At 38.4% G+C, this 17188-nt stretch carries 14 protein-coding genes and 2 pseudogenes; 3 read left to right on the plus strand and 13 right to left on the minus strand.

All coding sequences use genetic code 11. The annotated features are described in order from the left end of the window. Positions 1 to 10: 10 nt before the first annotated feature. Together SH603_RS09615 and SH603_RS09620 are read right to left on the minus strand one after the other, a co-directional pair. Entirely contained in the window at positions 11 to 679 is a 669-nt protein-coding gene (locus tag SH603_RS09615; protein WP_321533897.1) for a TrkA family potassium uptake protein, read from the minus strand. Further along, positions 672 to 2015 (minus strand): TrkH family potassium uptake protein, encoded by a 1344-nt coding sequence (locus SH603_RS09620; protein ID WP_168240647.1) that lies wholly within the window; start codon positions 2013 to 2015, stop codon positions 672 to 674. The genes SH603_RS09615 and SH603_RS09620 overlap by 8 nt, the downstream gene beginning before the upstream one ends. Before the next feature lie 154 nt (positions 2016 to 2169). Between SH603_RS09620 and SH603_RS09625 the strand changes: the two are divergent. Next, positions 2170 to 3942 (plus strand): annotated as a pseudogene (locus tag SH603_RS09625) (oleate hydratase). 78 nt (positions 3943 to 4020) lie between these two features. Beyond that, entirely contained in the window at positions 4021 to 4782 is a 762-nt protein-coding gene (locus tag SH603_RS09630; protein WP_169471442.1) for an NADPH-dependent oxidoreductase, read from the plus strand. Here the strand turns inward: SH603_RS09630 and SH603_RS09635 are convergent. From SH603_RS09635 to SH603_RS09670, 8 genes and pseudogenes are all read right to left on the minus strand, one after another. After that, positions 4779 to 5918 (minus strand): glycosyl hydrolase family 8, encoded by a 1140-nt coding sequence (locus SH603_RS09635; RefSeq protein ID WP_321533898.1) that lies wholly within the window; start codon positions 5916 to 5918, stop codon positions 4779 to 4781. The two genes, SH603_RS09630 and SH603_RS09635, sit on opposite strands and share 4 nt — an antisense overlap. A gap of 14 nt (positions 5919 to 5932) precedes the next feature. Beyond that, a complete protein-coding gene (locus SH603_RS09640) occupies positions 5933 to 7240 on the minus strand; it encodes a glycosyltransferase family 2 protein (RefSeq protein ID WP_169477445.1) in 1308 nt (435 codons plus the stop codon). Positions 7241 to 7382: 142 nt separating this feature from the next. Further along, positions 7383 to 8246, minus strand: a pseudogene (locus SH603_RS09645) (hypothetical protein). 1182 nt (positions 8247 to 9428) lie between these two features. Then, positions 9429 to 10133 carry a phosphate signaling complex protein PhoU gene (gene phoU / locus SH603_RS09650; protein WP_169472868.1) on the minus strand — a complete coding sequence of 235 codons (705 nt, stop codon included), beginning with the start codon at positions 10131 to 10133 and terminating at the stop codon, positions 9429 to 9431. 10 nt (positions 10134 to 10143) lie between these two features. Continuing rightward, on the minus strand, positions 10144 to 10899 hold the full coding sequence (gene pstB, locus SH603_RS09655) for a phosphate ABC transporter ATP-binding protein PstB (RefSeq protein ID WP_085679053.1): 756 nt from the start codon (positions 10897 to 10899) through the stop codon (positions 10144 to 10146). A gap of 10 nt (positions 10900 to 10909) precedes the next feature. Continuing rightward, positions 10910 to 11791: a phosphate ABC transporter permease PstA gene (gene pstA, locus SH603_RS09660; protein WP_169472867.1), complete on the minus strand. Its 882-nt coding sequence runs from the start codon at positions 11789 to 11791 to the stop codon at positions 10910 to 10912. Beyond that, complete coding sequence (gene pstC / locus SH603_RS09665; RefSeq protein WP_169477448.1) at positions 11791 to 12690, minus strand: phosphate ABC transporter permease subunit PstC; 900 nt, start codon at positions 12688 to 12690, stop codon at positions 11791 to 11793. The genes pstA and pstC overlap by 1 nt, the downstream gene beginning before the upstream one ends. A gap of 4 nt (positions 12691 to 12694) precedes the next feature. After that, on the minus strand, positions 12695 to 13567 hold the full coding sequence (locus tag SH603_RS09670) for a phosphate ABC transporter substrate-binding protein (protein ID WP_165929373.1): 873 nt from the start codon (positions 13565 to 13567) through the stop codon (positions 12695 to 12697). A 125-nt stretch (positions 13568 to 13692) separates the two neighbouring features. On the opposite strand from SH603_RS09670, the gene SH603_RS09675 reads away from it, so the two are divergent. Continuing rightward, a complete protein-coding gene (locus SH603_RS09675) occupies positions 13693 to 14403 on the plus strand; it encodes a winged helix-turn-helix transcriptional regulator (protein WP_085679065.1) in 711 nt (236 codons plus the stop codon). 73 nt (positions 14404 to 14476) lie between these two features. Here the strand turns inward: SH603_RS09675 and SH603_RS09680 are convergent, their stop codons facing one another. Genes SH603_RS09680 through cbiM form a run of 3 tightly spaced genes read right to left on the minus strand, consistent with a single transcriptional unit; the run spans position 14477 to position 17029 of the window. After that, positions 14477 to 15202 (minus strand): ABC transporter ATP-binding protein, encoded by a 726-nt coding sequence (locus SH603_RS09680; RefSeq protein WP_321533899.1) that lies wholly within the window; start codon positions 15200 to 15202, stop codon positions 14477 to 14479. Further along, a complete protein-coding gene (locus SH603_RS09685) occupies positions 15199 to 16047 on the minus strand; it encodes an energy-coupling factor transporter transmembrane component T (protein WP_003664730.1) in 849 nt (282 codons plus the stop codon). Before SH603_RS09685 ends, SH603_RS09680 begins: the two co-directional genes overlap by 4 nt. Then, positions 16016 to 17029, minus strand: coding sequence for a cobalt transporter CbiM (gene cbiM, locus SH603_RS09690; RefSeq protein WP_169472864.1), 1014 nt, complete (start codon positions 17027 to 17029; stop codon positions 16016 to 16018). The genes SH603_RS09685 and cbiM overlap by 32 nt, the downstream gene beginning before the upstream one ends. Positions 17030 to 17188 lie beyond the last annotated feature (159 nt).

Here is a 17188-nt window from a genome sequence, read left to right on the forward strand (position 1 = left end):
ACCCATTATTTTAACTAACAATATCGTTTAATTTACGAATATCCTTCAAGTTTCCAACAACTGTAATTTTATCGTGGGGTTGAATAACATCATTAGCTTGCGGCATTTGATTAACTTCATCATCCTTACTAACAATGATAATCACATTGACATTATAACGATTACGAAAATCCAGTTCGTCTAAAGTCCTATTGAAGAACTTTGGATTATTAATATTTACTTCCGCCAAAGTTATTTCCTTACTTAAGGTGACATAATCGATGACGCTTGGATTAAGTTGTTGGAAAATAAGCCGCTTAGCTAAATCATGCTCTGGTCGAACAACCATATCAGCGCCAATACGTTCTAAAACGCGCGCATGATTAACATTTTCGGCCCGACAGATTACATCTGGTGCCCCGAGTTCTTTGGCAATTAGCGTAGCCATGATACTTGCTTCAACATTTTTTCCAATTGAAATATAAACATGGTCAAAACTACCGATATCAAGGTCACGCAGGGCATCCTCATCTTGCGCGTCCGCAATTACCGCCCGCATAACTGACCCTGCAAATTCATTTACAACTTCTTCACTAGAATCAATCGCCAATACTTCTTGCCCAGCTTGAACTAGAGCTTCGCATATTGAGGCTCCAAATTGTCCAATTCCAATAACAGCATAACTTTCTTTTTTAGCCAATTAACACACTCTCCTCTGGATAACGATAATTCTTCGCTGCTGTACTTGCATTTAGGATTGAGAACATTACAGTATAAATTCCTACCCGGCCCACAAACATTAAAAACATTATAATAAATTGACCTAATAAATTAAGGTGGGTTGTAATTCCCAACGATATTCCAGTTGTCCCAAAGGCTGCCACTGCCTCAAAAGTAACATACGCCAACGAATCATGTTTTGGCAAATCCTGTGTTTCAACAAGCACCAAAATTGATACAAGCAAAATAAATAAAGCAACAAACAGTAATGTCAAAGCACGATAAATATTTTCTTGGGTAAACCGGCGATGAGCAAATGTCGTGTCTCGCTGTCCACGCAAAGTTGCAAAACTCTGAATCGTTAATAGACCGATTGTTGTGGTTTTAACCCCACCAGCAGTTGACCCCGGCGTTCCTCCGATAAACATCAAAATAACCGTAAACGCGAGGCCGGCAGCACTTAAATCAGTATAAGGAAAAGTAATTAAACCGGCAGTTCGTGGCGTGATTGCCATAAAAATAGTATTGAGAATACGGTTGGAAAAACTTAATTTATCACTTAATTGTGCTAAGTTTTTCTCGGTAATAAAGTAAACAACCACAGAAACAACGAATAAAACTGCTCCAGTACGTAACGCTAACTGAGTATGCAAGGATAGCCGGTGATATTTAGGATAATTGAGGATATCTTTCCATACTAAAAATCCTAATGATCCGGCAACAATCAAAACAGCAAGCACACATAGCATATAAGGGTCATTAGCATAATTTGCCATACTATTATCAAACAAGTCAAAGCCGGCATTACAAAAGGCTGAGATTGAATGAAAAATACTAAACCATATTCCCTTACCGAGTCCGTAACGCGGATAAAAGTCAAAAAATAAAAATATTCCACCCGCTAATTGGATAAGTAATGAAAGCCGAATAATAAGGTAAACCACGTTCAATTGGGATAAGTGGTCAAGATTAAGGGATTCTTGAGTTAATAATCGTGTTGACATTCGCATTCGTTGCCGGACCAGTAACGACATCATGACTGCAAACGTCATAAAACCTAAGCCTCCCACTTCCATCAATATTGCAATCACAATCTGGCCAAATAATGTCCAGTGATGGGCTGTACTAACAAGAGTTAATCCAGTTACGCAGGTTGCACTCGTTGAAGTGAAGAAAGCAGTCATAAAATTTGTCGTTTCTCCTGGTCGTGTTGCAAACGGCAAGGAGAGTAAAATCGTTCCCATAAAAATAACAATTAAGAACCCAAATGTAAGAATTTTGGGAAATGTATATTTATGTCTATTTATTTCAATCACTTTTATCCCTCCTTGTATTAATATTACTCAACTAATTATAAGCGTTTTTGTTAAATTCTAAACCATTATTTTATTTCCCGAGAAATCATCTAAGGAAAGCGCTACAATATAATTGTAGATTACCCGATTGCTTTTCCTGAAAGGAGACCTTTTTATGTACTATTCAAACGGAAATTATGAAGCATTTGCTCGTCCCCGTAAGCCGGCGGGAGTGGATAAAAAACATGCTTACATTGTTGGTGCTGGTTTAGCAGGCCTTTCTGCGGCTGTCTTCTTAATTCGTGACGCTCAAATGCCAGGCGAAAGCATCCATATTTTTGAAGAATTACCAATCGCTGGTGGTTCGCTAGATGGTCAAGATCGCCCTGATGTTGGATTTGTCACTCGTGGCGGACGAGAAATGGAAAACCACTTTGAATGTATGTGGGATATGTATCGTTCAATTCCATCTCTGGAAATCCCTGGTGCATCTTATCTTGATGAATATTATTGGTTAGATAAGGATGATCCAAATAGTTCAAATTGTCGCTTAACTTATAAACGGGGCAATGAGGTTCCTACTGACGGCAAGTATCTTCTTGGAAAGTCAACTAAGGAATTAATGAAACTAATCCTTACACCTGAAGACCAGCTCGGCGATTTAACGATCAGTGATTACTTCTCTGAGGACTTCTTCAAGAGCAACTTTTGGATTTATTGGTCAACCATGTTTGCTTTTGAGAAGTGGCACTCTTTAGCAGAAATGCGACGGTACGCAATGCGATTTATCCACCATATTGACGGTTTGCCTGATTTTACTGCTCTTAAATTCAATAAGTACAACCAGTACGAATCAATGACCAAACCATTGCTTGCATACCTTAAAGATCATGGTGTTAAGTTTGAATATGATACCCAAGTCCAAAACGTCTTAGTTGATACTAAGAATGGTGAAAAGCACGCTAAAAAGATTGTTCTTAAGCAAGGCGGCGAAGATAAAACCATCAACTTAACTGACGATGATCTGGTATTTGTTACGAATGGCTCAATCACGGAAAGTTCAAATTATGGAAGTCATCATCAGGTAGCACAACCAACTCGTGCCCTTGGCGGTAGCTGGAAATTATGGGAAAACATCGCTAAACAATCACCAGCATTTGGTCATCCGGACGTCTTTTGTAAAAACATTCCTAACCGCAGCTGGTTTATTTCCGCGACTGCGACCGTTAAGAATCCACAAATTGAACCGTACATTGAACGACTAACAAAGCGTGACCTTCATGATGGAAAGGTAAATACTGGTGGAATTATTACTGTCACTGATTCTAATTAGATGATGAGTTGGACTATCCACCGGCAACCTCATTTTAAGAGCCAAAAACCAAATGAAACCATTGTGTGGATCTATGGTCTCTATTCTGACACAGAAGGTAATTATATCAAGAAACGAATTGTTGACTGTACTGGGGAAGAAATTACTAAAGAATGGCTCTACCATCTCGGTGTTCCAGAAGCTTTAATTGACGATTTAGCAAAAGAAGAGTCGGTTAATACCGTCCCTGTTTATATGCCATTTGTTACTAGCTACTTTATGCCGCGGGTAAAAGGTGATCGTCCTGATGTTGTTCCTGAGGGGTCAGCTAACCTCGCCTTCATTGGTAACTTTGCCGAATCGCCAACTCGGGATACCGTCTTTACAACTGAATATTCAGTCCGGACGGCGATGGAAGCTGTTTATAGTCTCCTCAACGTTGATCGCGGGGTACCAGAAGTCTTTAATTCAATCTATGACATCCGTGAATTAATGCGCGCTATGTACTACATGAATGATAAAAAGCCGTTTGAAGAAATGGACTTGCCAATTCCAAAGGTTATCGAAAAACCATTACTTAAGAAAGTTAAAAAGAATTGGATTGGCGAATTAATGGAAGAACAACATTTACTTTAAAAAACTGAGGGAGTGAGACATCAGATATCTCTACTTTTGTCCCACTCCCTTCAATTAGTATAAAGGAGTGTCTTTTTTATGACCAATGAAACGATTAAGCACCAATTAAACCATCGTACAATTCGGGCATTTAAGCCAACAAACCTTTCAGCAGAACAATTGAATACTCTTTACTCTGTTGCTAGTCAGACGCCAACTAGTATGTTTATGCAGCAGATGTCAATTATGCACATTACTGATCCTGATAAACGTGCCGCAATCAGAGAAATCAGTAAGCAACCATATGTCGGCGCAAATGGTGACCTGTTCATTTTGTTAGTTGACCTTTATCGTAACCAACAAATACGGCAGCAAAAGGGCAAGGATGATGGCCGTTTACATACCGCTGATATTTTCTTTCAAGGCCTTGATGATGCAATCATGGCTGCCCAAAACATAATTGTTGCTGCCGAGAGTATGGGCCTCGGCGTAGTTCCCCTCGGTTCAATAAAAAATGATCCGCAAAAAATTATCGAAGTTCTTAGTCTTCCTAAAATGACCTTCCCAGTTTTAGGCTTACAAATCGGCGTACCTAACCAAGAACCTCAACTAAAGCCCCGCCTGCCATTAAAATTCATCGCATTTGATAATGACTATCCAAAAGAGATCAAGCTCAGTGATTTAAGCGATTATGATCAAGAAGTTACTACCTACTATGACCTTCGTGATGCTAACCGACGAATTGATTCCTTCACCAACCAGATTGCGGGGGCTAAACTCGATCGACACCATACTAAGCGCGATGAAATTATGAAGGTGTTACATCAACAAGGCCTTTGTACTGATGAAGGAATTGATTAGTTCATCCCCTCGAGAGCAGCTAATGTCGTTAAGGTGGCATCATAATAATTCTTCTCTGTTAAGGGTTTACTGAAGATATGTTTTTGGCTAGCGAACAAGTTATCATATCCTTCATTACGATTGCAGCTAACCGCATAAAAAATCGGCGCACTAAAACTATTTGATTGATATTTAACTAACTGGTGACCGGTTAATGAATAGCCGGCCGTAATATAATACTGTTTACTAAAGAACCTCATCATTTTATTTAAGACTTTCTGGGCGCGCGGATCATTATTTTTCGCCAACATCATTGGAACCCGACAAGCATTAGCACTGTAGTTTCCATCATATTTTCCAGCAATCGTGTTAGGGCCAACCGGCTTGGTATTCCTTGGTCGCGCCCAGGCAAAGTCAGGTACTAGTCCCGTCTGGTGCTGTTTACTTAATGCAATTAGGCGATCAAGCATATTATTTTTGATCGTCTGCCATCTTGAATCGTTAGTACATTCATATAAATGATCAAAAACTGTCGGCATTACATCCGAAGTTCGCAATAAATAATAGAACTTAGAATTTTTCGTAACCCAATCACCCACTGTTAACATGTGCGTGGTTGGGTTATATTCATATTTCAAGATATCGCTAGCAATCTTTTGCTCTAACTTATGATAATAAGGTGCTTTTTGGGGCCAAACTTTTGCTGCCCGGTGAAGAGCCGCAGCGATGTAAAGATCTCCATCAGTCGCACTGTTATGATCATCAACCCATTGTCCCTTTTTATTATAAGATTGACGCCAAGCCATTAAGTAAGTCAGTTGGTCATGGTGTATGCCAACATAATCGCGATGTACAAGGTAATAATTAAGTGACTTATCAAAATCATTTTCACTTGCCCAGCCCTTTTCAGCAGCACGAGATACTACTTGCAGTCCGTACCCTTGTCCTTCCGATAATGCAACAGGATGTTTTTGATCGTTGCTGGTATTAACAAAAGTTTGCTTACTATTTTTGTGGACCAAATATGCTACCTGCCATCGGCGATAATCTTCGTACTGAATATGTTCAGGATTCTTTATTCTTACAAACGCGAGCGTCGCAATATAAATAACTGCAACAACAAGCGTGAGAAGCCAAATATATACTGGACGTTTCATAACTATTCCCCTTATTAGTCCGCAAACCGCTTAGTCTTTACCCATTTTGTTCCGTCACGTCGCAATAGCTGATCAAGTGCAACTGAGATTACCGCATGAATCGAAACAACTATAAATAATTGCGAATAGGTAAAGTATGAAGCAAACGCTAGCCAGATTTGCTCATTCGTCGCTTGCCCAAATTGCGTAGCTGCTGCTGTTGTAATTTGCAAAATATACAAGATTATCATTAATAACCAATTAAAAAGCAAAAATTGGGCGATTAGGATGTTGCTTTCCCCGAATGTAAAGGGGATCATTATCCGTGGATTAAAAAAATGAGCAATCCGAAAGCTTACGTTCGCTAAAAAGATTGCATCAGAAAGAACAATTGCCGCATTAAACCAGAAAAAAGTACAGGAATAATAAAAAGTTTCTAACTTTACTCGCCAATTGCTCTTCCTAAAAAGATACTTGAAATTTTTAAGGACAACTTGGTAGTTTCCCTTTGCCCACCGTAAACGCTGATAATAATAATCATGCAGACGCTCTGGTTCCTGTTGAAAAGCTTCTGAATTATAAGCTAACGCGATTAGTTTGCCACTTTGCATAATTTTAAATGAAATATCAGTATCTTCTGTTAAGGCTCCATTTGCCCAACCCCCGATTGAACGGATATATTTACTTTGAATGATAAAGTTGGTCCCGGGAATTCGACCAATCTTAAATAGATGCCAAATTGCACAGTGCTGAATCCGTTGGGTAACAACAATTTCTTGATTGATGCACTTTGTCAAAAAGTTTTGTTCGGCATTTTGTGTCTTATTCCTCCCAAATGCTGCAACGTACCGTGTTGGGTTTTCGAGGATTTCTCGTACTAAGAAGTACAGGGCGTTTTTTTCCGGCATTGCATCGGCATCGTAAACACCAATATATTCACCGTGAGCCAATTTAAGGGCATCGTTTAAGACACCGGCCTTCCCTCCGCTGCCATGACGTTCTATTACCTTTGCTTTTCTTTTCTCATATTTTGGAAGCTGTAACACTGTTCGGGCCCGTTGAGCAGTTTGATCATTGCAATTATCCGCAAAGATTAATAGTTCGACCTTATCTGCTGGATAGTTTAATTCAAGGATCGCTTGGGTCATCTGAGCAATAACTACTTCTTCGTTATGAGCTGGAACGACAATCGTAATTACTGGATATCGTTTCAATTGGACAATATCCACGATTTTTCTACTATGTTCAAGCCAAAAGTGAACTGCCCCACCTAATGTAATAGATGACATTAATAGCGAACTCCAAATTGAGATCAGGGTCACAATCATTACAAACTCGATCATTGCTTTTTCCTTTCCCTTTTTACATTTAGTGTTGTCTGTTCAACGCGAAAATAAATCACCCATTGAAGAACAGCAAATATTAATGCCTGAACAAAAAAGATCAGGGTAATCACAAGCGCCAACCAAAAGAAAATCCTTACCATTATCTCTGAACCCCTCTTAAATATTCAACGACAAGGTCTGTTTCCATATCTCTTTCAATATGACGCATTACACTTTCCAGGTTCTTAAATGAAGTCGCATTGATATCATCAACTTTCAAATGTCCCCATTTAAATTGGGGTCTTGAATTATTAATTTGTAATTCATCAAGTCCCGAACGCGTGCTTTGGTTTTGATAAGCAAATGTAATATCTGGTAAATGATATGACAAAATTAAAAAAGTGCCACTTTCTAAATAGTACAAGGCCTCCGATGGTAATCGTCGGCGCTTTAAGACTTTCGCAATTTGCTGAAGAGCAGAATTATAATCATTATGATGAAATCGCCGTATTTGTTGATTATGAACCCAGTGAATCGCTGTAATATCAATCCATAAATCAGTAATTTGTTCTTTAATAATGAATTAAAGTTCTTTTTCATAGATCCTATTAGTATTATAGGCCGTCTGAAGTTTTACTATTTGATTATAGTGGATCGCATAGCTTTCTATCTCTGCTCGATTTCGGTCAATCCAGCCCCACTCACCAATAATGTACCGACTGAAATACGCTAAACTTGCGGTAATTGGAAAGGCAAACAGTAGCATTATTTTGATCGAATTATCCATTACCACATAACCTAGCAATAAAATGGCACTACCAACAGTTGTTAGGCCGATCGCTAGCCAAGTTAAAACAATATTCGGCACCAGACTCCCCATCGCTAAGCCTAAAATGATCATAGTCATCATCGCCGTTATAATAAAATGTGAGTATTGGGATACCCACCACATCATTAACACAATTGCAGTCAATATTACACAAAGCGCAATAAACCCCGATTCTACAACATGTCGCCGAATCATAAAAATATTCTCCCCTTCTTCTTATAAATTAGCAGCTAATGTCTTAGCACTCCTTTTTCAGCATTTCACTAGTTTAAAAGCTTGATAAACAAGGGATTACGCTTTGTTTGCGAAAACAATTATCATTTTATAACAGGTAAATTCGCCTGCAAAAAATCACTTTTTTTCATATTTAAATTTATAAGTATTCATATAAGGTATGTTTTATTTTTGTACGTTGATAAGCAAAACCACAATAATTAAGGCAAACAAAAAAAGCCTGATTTAACTGTGCAGGAAAAATCAGACTTTTAACTTAGTAAACTCATCGATGAAACATAATGTTGCTGATGTTAATTGGATAAAGGGATGCATTGTTTCAATGAAGAGTCTTTTATCTAACTTAAAAAACAAGTGGATTTCTTGTTTGTAAGTATTATAGCACACCTGTTGTGAAAATGTTAACTAAGATTTAGGATGATTAAATATTTTTCGCAACAATTTCTTATTTATCTACTATTTATCTTATTTTCCAGCAGTGATTATCATCACAATATCACATTATTTCTAATTAAATTTAGAAATAATAAATTACCTTGTCTGTCTCTGATTAAAATTCTCCTCGGTATTTTATAGATAATATCATTGCTTTTATTTAAAAATTTTCATTATATCTAGTTCATTATATTATAATTTAGAAAAATAAATATTTTTATGTGATTGGTATTAAAAAAGGCTAAGATAAGGGTGATAAATAAATTTTGATAAATTTGTTTAAAATAAATGAATTTATTATTCCTGATCACACCCCATACGGTCAGCAGCGATGATTTTATAGCTATTTATAAACTACTATTTCATTGGATTTTATTTATCAATTTTTATAGAAAGGAGCAGAGTTTTTTTACTTTGTTAGCTAAGTTTAGGGGTATCATTTGAGTTATTTAATTTACTTTATAGCTACTTTTCTTCCTTTATCAAATTGATTAAATTGCTTGGATTCATATCACTAATACTTTTAACCTAGTAATTCTCTTTTAGCGTTTCTCATTATTCTTAGAAGCTTCTTAGAAGCGCTGTTGTTTGATCCAAAAATAGAATATTCATTAATACGCAGTTACAAAGCAATCTCTATATTTAAGCTTTCTAATCAAAAAGCAACCTCAGCGTCATCCTTTGACCTCGAGATTGCTTTTTATTAGATTACTGATTTCCAGTTAATTTCCGACGGACTAACGTTGGGTCAGCCTTTCCTGGATTCAATTCGACCAGTTTCCCCGATCCACTGTAAATAATCCATTCTGCTAAGTTAACAATATGGTCGCCAGCGCGTTCTAAATTCCGGATAACGGCCAAATAGCTTTCATAGGCTTTTACATCTTCGCCACCTTTAACCAGTGCTTTCATGATTTCTTTTTGTAATTTCACATAAAGTAAATCAACTTTCAAGTCCTCGTTAGCAACCTCATAGGCAACCTGCTCATCAGTATAGACATAAGCATCAAGGATTCGTTCAAGCATTTTGCGAACAATCATCATCATCTGTTCAATTGGCTGTTCGACGTCTTCATGATGTTCAAATTTACTTAAGGTAATCGCAGCGCGGGCAATATGGGTGGAATAGTCTCCTAATCTTTCGATATCAGTACTAGCTTTTAAGATACTGATAATTTTCCGAAAGTCGGTTGCAACCGGGTTTTGCAATGCCATTAGCTTCAACGCCTGTTTTTCCAAATGAATTTCTTCATCGTTAATCTTTGTATCAGTTGCTAAAACCTTATCTGCTAAGTCCGCATCATGATCCGTAAATGCCTTTGTTGCTTGATAGATCTGCTCACTAGCGTCAATTCCCATTTCCATGAAGTGGCTCCGCAGCCGTTTTAATTCATCGTCAAAAATTGCTCCCATGTTTTCACTCCTAACCAAATTTTCCGCTAAGGTAATCCGCCGTTTGTTGTTGTTGAGGATTCATAAAGATATCTGTCGTCTGGTTAAATTCAATTAATTTTCCTTGGTGCATAAAAGCTGTCCAGTCTGCTGAACGTGATGCTTGCTGCATATTATGGGTAACCATAATAATCGTAAATTTCTCTTTTAATTGTACTAAAGTATCTTCAATTTGCGAAGTCGAAACTGGGTCAAGAGCACTTGTTGGTTCATCCATCAAGATAATTTCTGGTTGAACTGCCAGCGTCCGCGCGATACAAAGCCGTTGTTGCTGGCCTCCTGATAAGGCGAGCGCACTTTCTTTTAAGTGATCTTTGACTTCTTCCCACAAAGCAGCCTGACGCAAACTCTCCTCTACTCGTTGATCAAGGATTTGCCGGTCCTTTACTCCGGCAAGCCGTAATCCATAAATAACATTCTCATAGATTGATAAGGGGAACGGTGTCGGTTGTTGAAAGACCATGCCAATTTGTTGACGAATCCGGTAAACATTAACTTTAGGCTGGTTAATATTCAAGTCATGAAAATTAATTTCACCTTTGACCGTTGCTAAGTCATCGTTCATCCGGTTAAGACTTCGTAATAATGTTGACTTTCCTGAACCAGAAGCCCCAATCATTGCCGTAATCTTATTGGCCGGAAATTTCATTGAAACATCATGAACAACGTGTTTGTCACCATATAATACTTGTAAATTTTTCACTTCAAGAGCAACTGAATTTTCCATTCTTTTATCCTCACTTTGCAAGTCGTCGCTTAATTAAATAACCAATATATCTAGCTAATAGGTTAAAGATTAAAATTGTTAGAATCAAAATCGCTGCTGAACCATTTGAAACAGCACGGGCATCTGGAACCAATCCCTCACTGTTAACTTTCCAGATATGGACAGCTAAAGTTTCGGCTGGTCGTAATGGATTTAAGAAACTGGTAGGACTAAATGGGTTCCAATCGGTATAGCTAATTGCCGGTGAACTCTGCCCGGCCGTGTAGATTAAGGCAGCAGCTTCCCCAAAGATACGGCCAGCACTTAGGATCGCTCCAGTAATAATTCCCGGTAAAGCAGCCGGTAAAACAATTTTAGTTGTTACTCGCCACTTTGACATTCCTAATCCCAATCCGGCCTGGCGTTGAAGATAAGGAACTTGGCAAAGGGCGTCTTCACATGCCCGCGTTAAAATCGGCAAGTTCAAAATTGTTAATGCTAGTGCCCCCGCAAGTAAGGAGAAGTCTAACCCCCATTGCAAAACAAAGACTAAGTAACCAAATAATCCCACTACTACTGATGGCAATGAACTTAAAACTTCAATCGCCAAGCGTAATAAGTTTGTCCACCGATTATCTGGTGCATACTCACTTAAGTAAATGGCAGCACACAATGCTAAAGGAATCGAAACGATTAATGTTAAAACAACCAGGTAAAGAGAATTAAATAATTGATCACGAATTCCCCCACCACTTCTAAATGATTCAGCGCTTGACGTTAAGAAATGCCAAGAAATATGGGGAATTCCTGATAGTAATAGGTACGCTAACAAGGCAAATAAAACTAACCCTACTAAACCGGTTAAAGTTAAAATAATCACGGTTGCCAACCGATCTACTTTTTCTGGACGCATTATTTTACCCCTTTCCGGCTAACGAGCCGCATTAAAAGATTGAAGGCCAAGGACATTACTAATAGAATTAAAGCTAAGGACCAGAGTGCATTGTTTGAGATCGTCCCCATGACTGTGTTTCCAATTCCGGTAGTCAAAACACTAGTCAAGGTTGCCGCTGAATGCATCAATCCCGTTGGCATTACCGTCGTGTTTCCAATTACCATTTGGACTGCTAAGGCCTCACCAAATGCCCGGGCCATCCCGAATACCATTGCAGTTAAAATCCCGCTTTTAGCACTCGGAATAATCACCCGCAAAATCGTCTGCCAGCGAGTTGCCCCCAGCCCTGCAGACGCATTGCGATATTGTTTAGGAACTGCCCTAAAACTATCAATTGTCATCGAGGTCATTGTTGGTAAAATCATCAAAAACAATACACAAGTAGCAGCGAGAATCCCAAAGCCAGTGCCGCCGAAAAAGCGACGTAAGAAGGGAACGATTACTGTTAAACCGACATAGCCATATACGACGGATGGAATTCCGACTAATAATTCAATGGTCGGTTGAAGAAACTTATATGCGGTTGATGGCAAAATCTCTGTGATTGCAATAGCTACTACTAAGGCAAGCGGCAAAGCAATTACTCCTGACAAAAGAGTAACGCTAAAAGAAGTGGCGATCATCGGTAAGGCCCCGAATACATGATCACTTGGCCGCCATTTAATCCCACTTAGAAAATCCCACAATGAATAGTGATTGCCAGTAAAGAGGGCAATTCCTTTCCAAGTTAAAAAGATTAAGATCGTTGCCACTAGTCCCCCAATTAAAGTAATTGCAAGATAACTAATTACTTTCCCTGAGGCTTCCTGCTTACTTTCAACCGAGGGCTGTGTCAAACGTTGTCGTAAGTCTTCCATCGTACTATTTCCTTTCAGTTACTTTCCCAGTTGGTGTTTTTTCAACTTTCATATCATGAATGCTAATATAGTGAGCTTCTGTTACAAGCGTCTTTTGAACTTTCTCGCTTTGCATATACTTAATGAAATTTGCAGTTGATTGGGATGGCTGTTTTTGCGTATACATGTGCTCATATGACCATAATGGCCACTTATTAGTCGTAATGTTATCAGCAGTTGGCGCTACTCCATCAAGGCTAACTGACTGAACTTGGTCATTAAGATAAGCAAATGCAATATAGCTGATTGCCCCTGGTGTATTTCTAATAATTTCTTTGACTGTCCCGTTTGAATCTTGTTCTTGAGCATTTACTGCCTGCATCCCCGGTTTCAATACCGTCTGTTCAAACGCAACCCGTGTTCCGCTCCCATGAGCACGATTAATAACTGTAATTGGCAAATCAGGTCCGCCAACTTCTTGCCAATTCGTAATTTGACCAGTAAAAATTTGTTGAAGCTGTTTCATTGTTAAATTCTTAATGCCAAGCTCTTCATTAACAATTGGTACTATTCCCGAAACAGCAACAATATTATCATCTAATTTATTGGCATTAATTCCATCTTGCTGGTCAGCAAAGATATCAGCAGATCCGATATTTACTGCTCCTGCTTGTACCTGACTAAGACCGGTTCCTGAACCCCCACCCTGCACAATAATGCTGGTTTGGGGATGCTTAGTCCGGTAATCATTTGCAACTGCTTCAGCTAATGGTTGAAGAGCTGTTGAGCCGACAATGGTAATTTTTTCTTGTGATGGTTGTTGCTTAGCGAGTACCCATGACCCACCTAACCAACAAACTATTGCGACGATAACAACCCCGATAATCGTTTTTTTCATTACTATTCCTACCTGTTTATTAGTTGTTTTCATATATTTCGTATGGTACAAATAGAGAATAGCAAGTCGATGTAAATTTTTAATCTTTGTAATGTAAAGGTTATGTAAATTTTGGAGAAAGTATTATGACCAATAAATTTTTGCTAATGAGCCAGCAAGACGATCTCGTCCAACAGTTACAAGCTATTTGTAAAAAAGAACACTGGACCTATGAGCTCGTGACTACTCCGACTGGCTTAGTAGTAGCCTTAGAAAAAAATCAAATTAGCGGAATTTGGTGGGATATGACGGAAGTAAGCTTAGACACCACGATTGCTACCATGACCCTCATTCGGTCGCAAGTTCAAGGACCAATTACCGTTTTTGTTTCTCGCCTTACGGAACGCATTCAGCGGAAATTATACCGGGCACATGTTGATGATGTGATTGCATTTCCTCTCCTTCCCAGTGTTTTCCGCCCCTTAATTCAGCAACGCTTGTGGACTTACCACTATCCACAGATGCATTCATTAGCTGATGATAATACAACCAAAAATGACCCAGTAATAACTACTGGATCATGGGAAATTAATCAAGAAACCTATACTGTTACTAAAAACGATAAAACAATTGCTTTAACACCCAAGGAATTTCAATTACTTTCTTACTTAGTTGATCATAAAGGACAGGTATTAAATCGGGATCAACTCGTTAATGGGGTCTGGGGGTATGATATTCTTGATACTTCACGGATCGTTGACATTCACATCAGTCACCTCCGAGATAAACTTGAAGATGACTCTCAACACCCTACTCATCTTCTCACAGTACGGGGATTTGGCTATAAATTTGTTTAAAATAATAAAAAATGAGCGCTAAATGTTAATAGTTAACATTAGCGTTCATTTTTTGTTACAAACATCTCTCATTTTATAAATTATCTAAGTAATCAATAAAGCGGGGCATTTCTTCCAATTGATCTGCAGTTATTTCCCGGGTAATAGTATGATCTTCAGAAAAAACATAAACTCGGTCTACTAATGATCTAATCTGGTTAAAATGGTGGCTCGAAATAATAATTGTTTTTCCCGCATGATGAAGTTGGTTAACAATCTGAGTTATCAATGCCCGATATTCTGGCGATAAACCATTAAAGGGTTCATCAAGAATTACAATGTCAGGATTCATTGCCAGAACACTCGCAATCGCCACGAGTTTTTGTTCTCCACCAGAAAGGTGATAAGGAACCCGATCACGTTGCCGTTCAATTTTCAGAAGTTTCAAACAATCATTTACTCGTTGATCAATTTCATGCTGCGGAAGTCCTAAATGTTGGGGGCCAAATGCAATCTCATCAGTTACACTGGTATTAAATAATTGAATATCACTATTTTGAAAGACAAAGCCAAACTTTTGATAAAATAGACCAGTTTTAGTTGAATCTTTTAAGAACTTCTTATCGATCGTCTGGTCATTAAATGTATATTTGCCATTCTTCAAACTAAATAGCCCAACAATTGTTTTTAACAGTGTCGACTTTCCAGACCCGTTTGGACCCATGATACAGACCGCATCCCCACGATTAACATTGATATTTACATCATGAAAACCGGTTTGCGTTCCATAAGTATACGCTCCGTTAGCTATTTTGATCATGCAACCACTCCTCGTATTAAGCAGTATGCAACAATTGCTAGTAACAATTCTCCCATACTAATAACGTCATATTTATTCCAACTAAGTCTCCAACTCGCAACATTATTACTATTATATCCCCGTAATAACATTGCTTGGTAAAGGTCACTGGTTCGCTTCTTTGCTGATAGATATACTTGGCCGATAATTACGCCTAAAACACGCCGATTTACGTGTTGTCCAAATGTCCGTAATTTAATACTGCTTAATAATTCCTGGATATAAACACCTAATGTATAAACATATTTCATTGTAATATCAAGAGTTAGAATGATGACATTCGGTAAATGTAATTGTTTCAATCCTTGAATGAATTGCGGCCAAGAAGTAATACTTAAGAATATGGAAATATTTAACATGATTAGTGCAATCCGCGCTAAAAATAACCCAATATTATTTGCCTGTAATAATAAACTTGGTAAAAGGACAACTAATGAAACAAGCAATAATTTACAAAGCTTTTTACTAATTGTAATTATTACCGATCCAGGCAAAATAAGCAGGTGAACTAACATCAGGATTAGCATTAACCATAAAAACATAACTTGAGATGATAATACGATCAAAATTGTTAAACCAATCAGTTCAACAATTCGAACCCATGGTGAATTCTTAGCAGAATAAACCGGCGTAATTCGTGTAAGAAAAGCAACCAATGCGGCAAATTTGCTCAAGTTATCTTGCACTAACCGCCCCTTTGTTAGGGGAACTTGATGCCGCTCTGAATTCATCAACCAGACTGGCAACTTTTCTATTGGTTTATTTTTAGGTTGGTTATTTATTTGGGGCTTTGTTTGTTGAACCATAGACTGCCATCAGCACCTTACTTATTAAGAAGAAAATTAATATTGCTGTAATCGCGCTTAAAATGTAGCCAATTGGCAAACTCGTTCCGGGAATCGTATAGTCACCAAACAATGCTGTATAGTTAAAGTCATGATTCATCCCTGCAGGTACCGAACTTGAAATATGTTCTAATTTTAAGCGTTGAAGTAACTCAGTCTTATCCCATTCACCAAAAGCCGTTCCACTAGCAAGCAACCCAATTGGTGAAAGGACAACTAAGCCAATAATGACATATACCAGATATTTAAGGGAGCCTTTTTTAGGCGTTTTCTGCTGACCATTCTTGTAAATTTCAGCAGGCGCAACTTTCTTGACAAAAGCATAAACAACATAGGTAAAGAAAGCCTCAATCCATCCTGCTACTGCTAGATGGGCAAACGCCATTGCTGGAATTGTTACGGCTAATGGATACGGATTATATAGCGGTGCACCACTCGCCGTATGCGCAATTAATGGCTGAATTCCTAATTCAAACCCTGCCATTAAAGCGGCAAGGTTAATACCACAATACGAACCAATAATCGCTCCTAAGCTTGCATGGTGGTGTTTACGCAAAAAGTTATAAATCCAATAACCAGTAAACGGCATAATAATTGCCATATTAAAAATATTAGCACCTAAGGCAAGAATTCCACCGTCACCAAAGAGAAACGCCTGTAAGATTAGTGCGACTGTAACTGCAGTCCTAGCCGCGTATGGCCCAATTAAGATTGCAAGCAGCGTACCTCCAACCGCGTGTGCACTCGTTCCACCAGGTACTGGAACATTAAACATCATCATCAAAAATGATAATGAGGCTGCAATCCCCAGCATTGGCGCAAGTTCACGATGTTCTTTTAACTGCACTTTTACTTTTTTCGCTGAGACCGCAACCACTGGCGTAGCAACTGCAAACATTACCGCACAAGTAGCTGGACTCAAATAATTATCTGGAATATGCACTAATCCCACTCCTTTTAACCTATTTCAACAACTCCTCGCCATAATGATTTCTCACCAGTAATAGTCAGAGGTTAATACATCAGACAGTAGATTTCGCAATCCATCAAAATACACCAACTCCAGCTGCGAGCAGATCTGTGATAACAATATTTATTCACT

This window comes from Limosilactobacillus reuteri (assembly GCF_034259105.1).
In the GTDB taxonomy this organism is placed as follows: Bacteria; Bacillota; Bacilli; order Lactobacillales; family Lactobacillaceae; genus Limosilactobacillus; species Limosilactobacillus reuteri_G.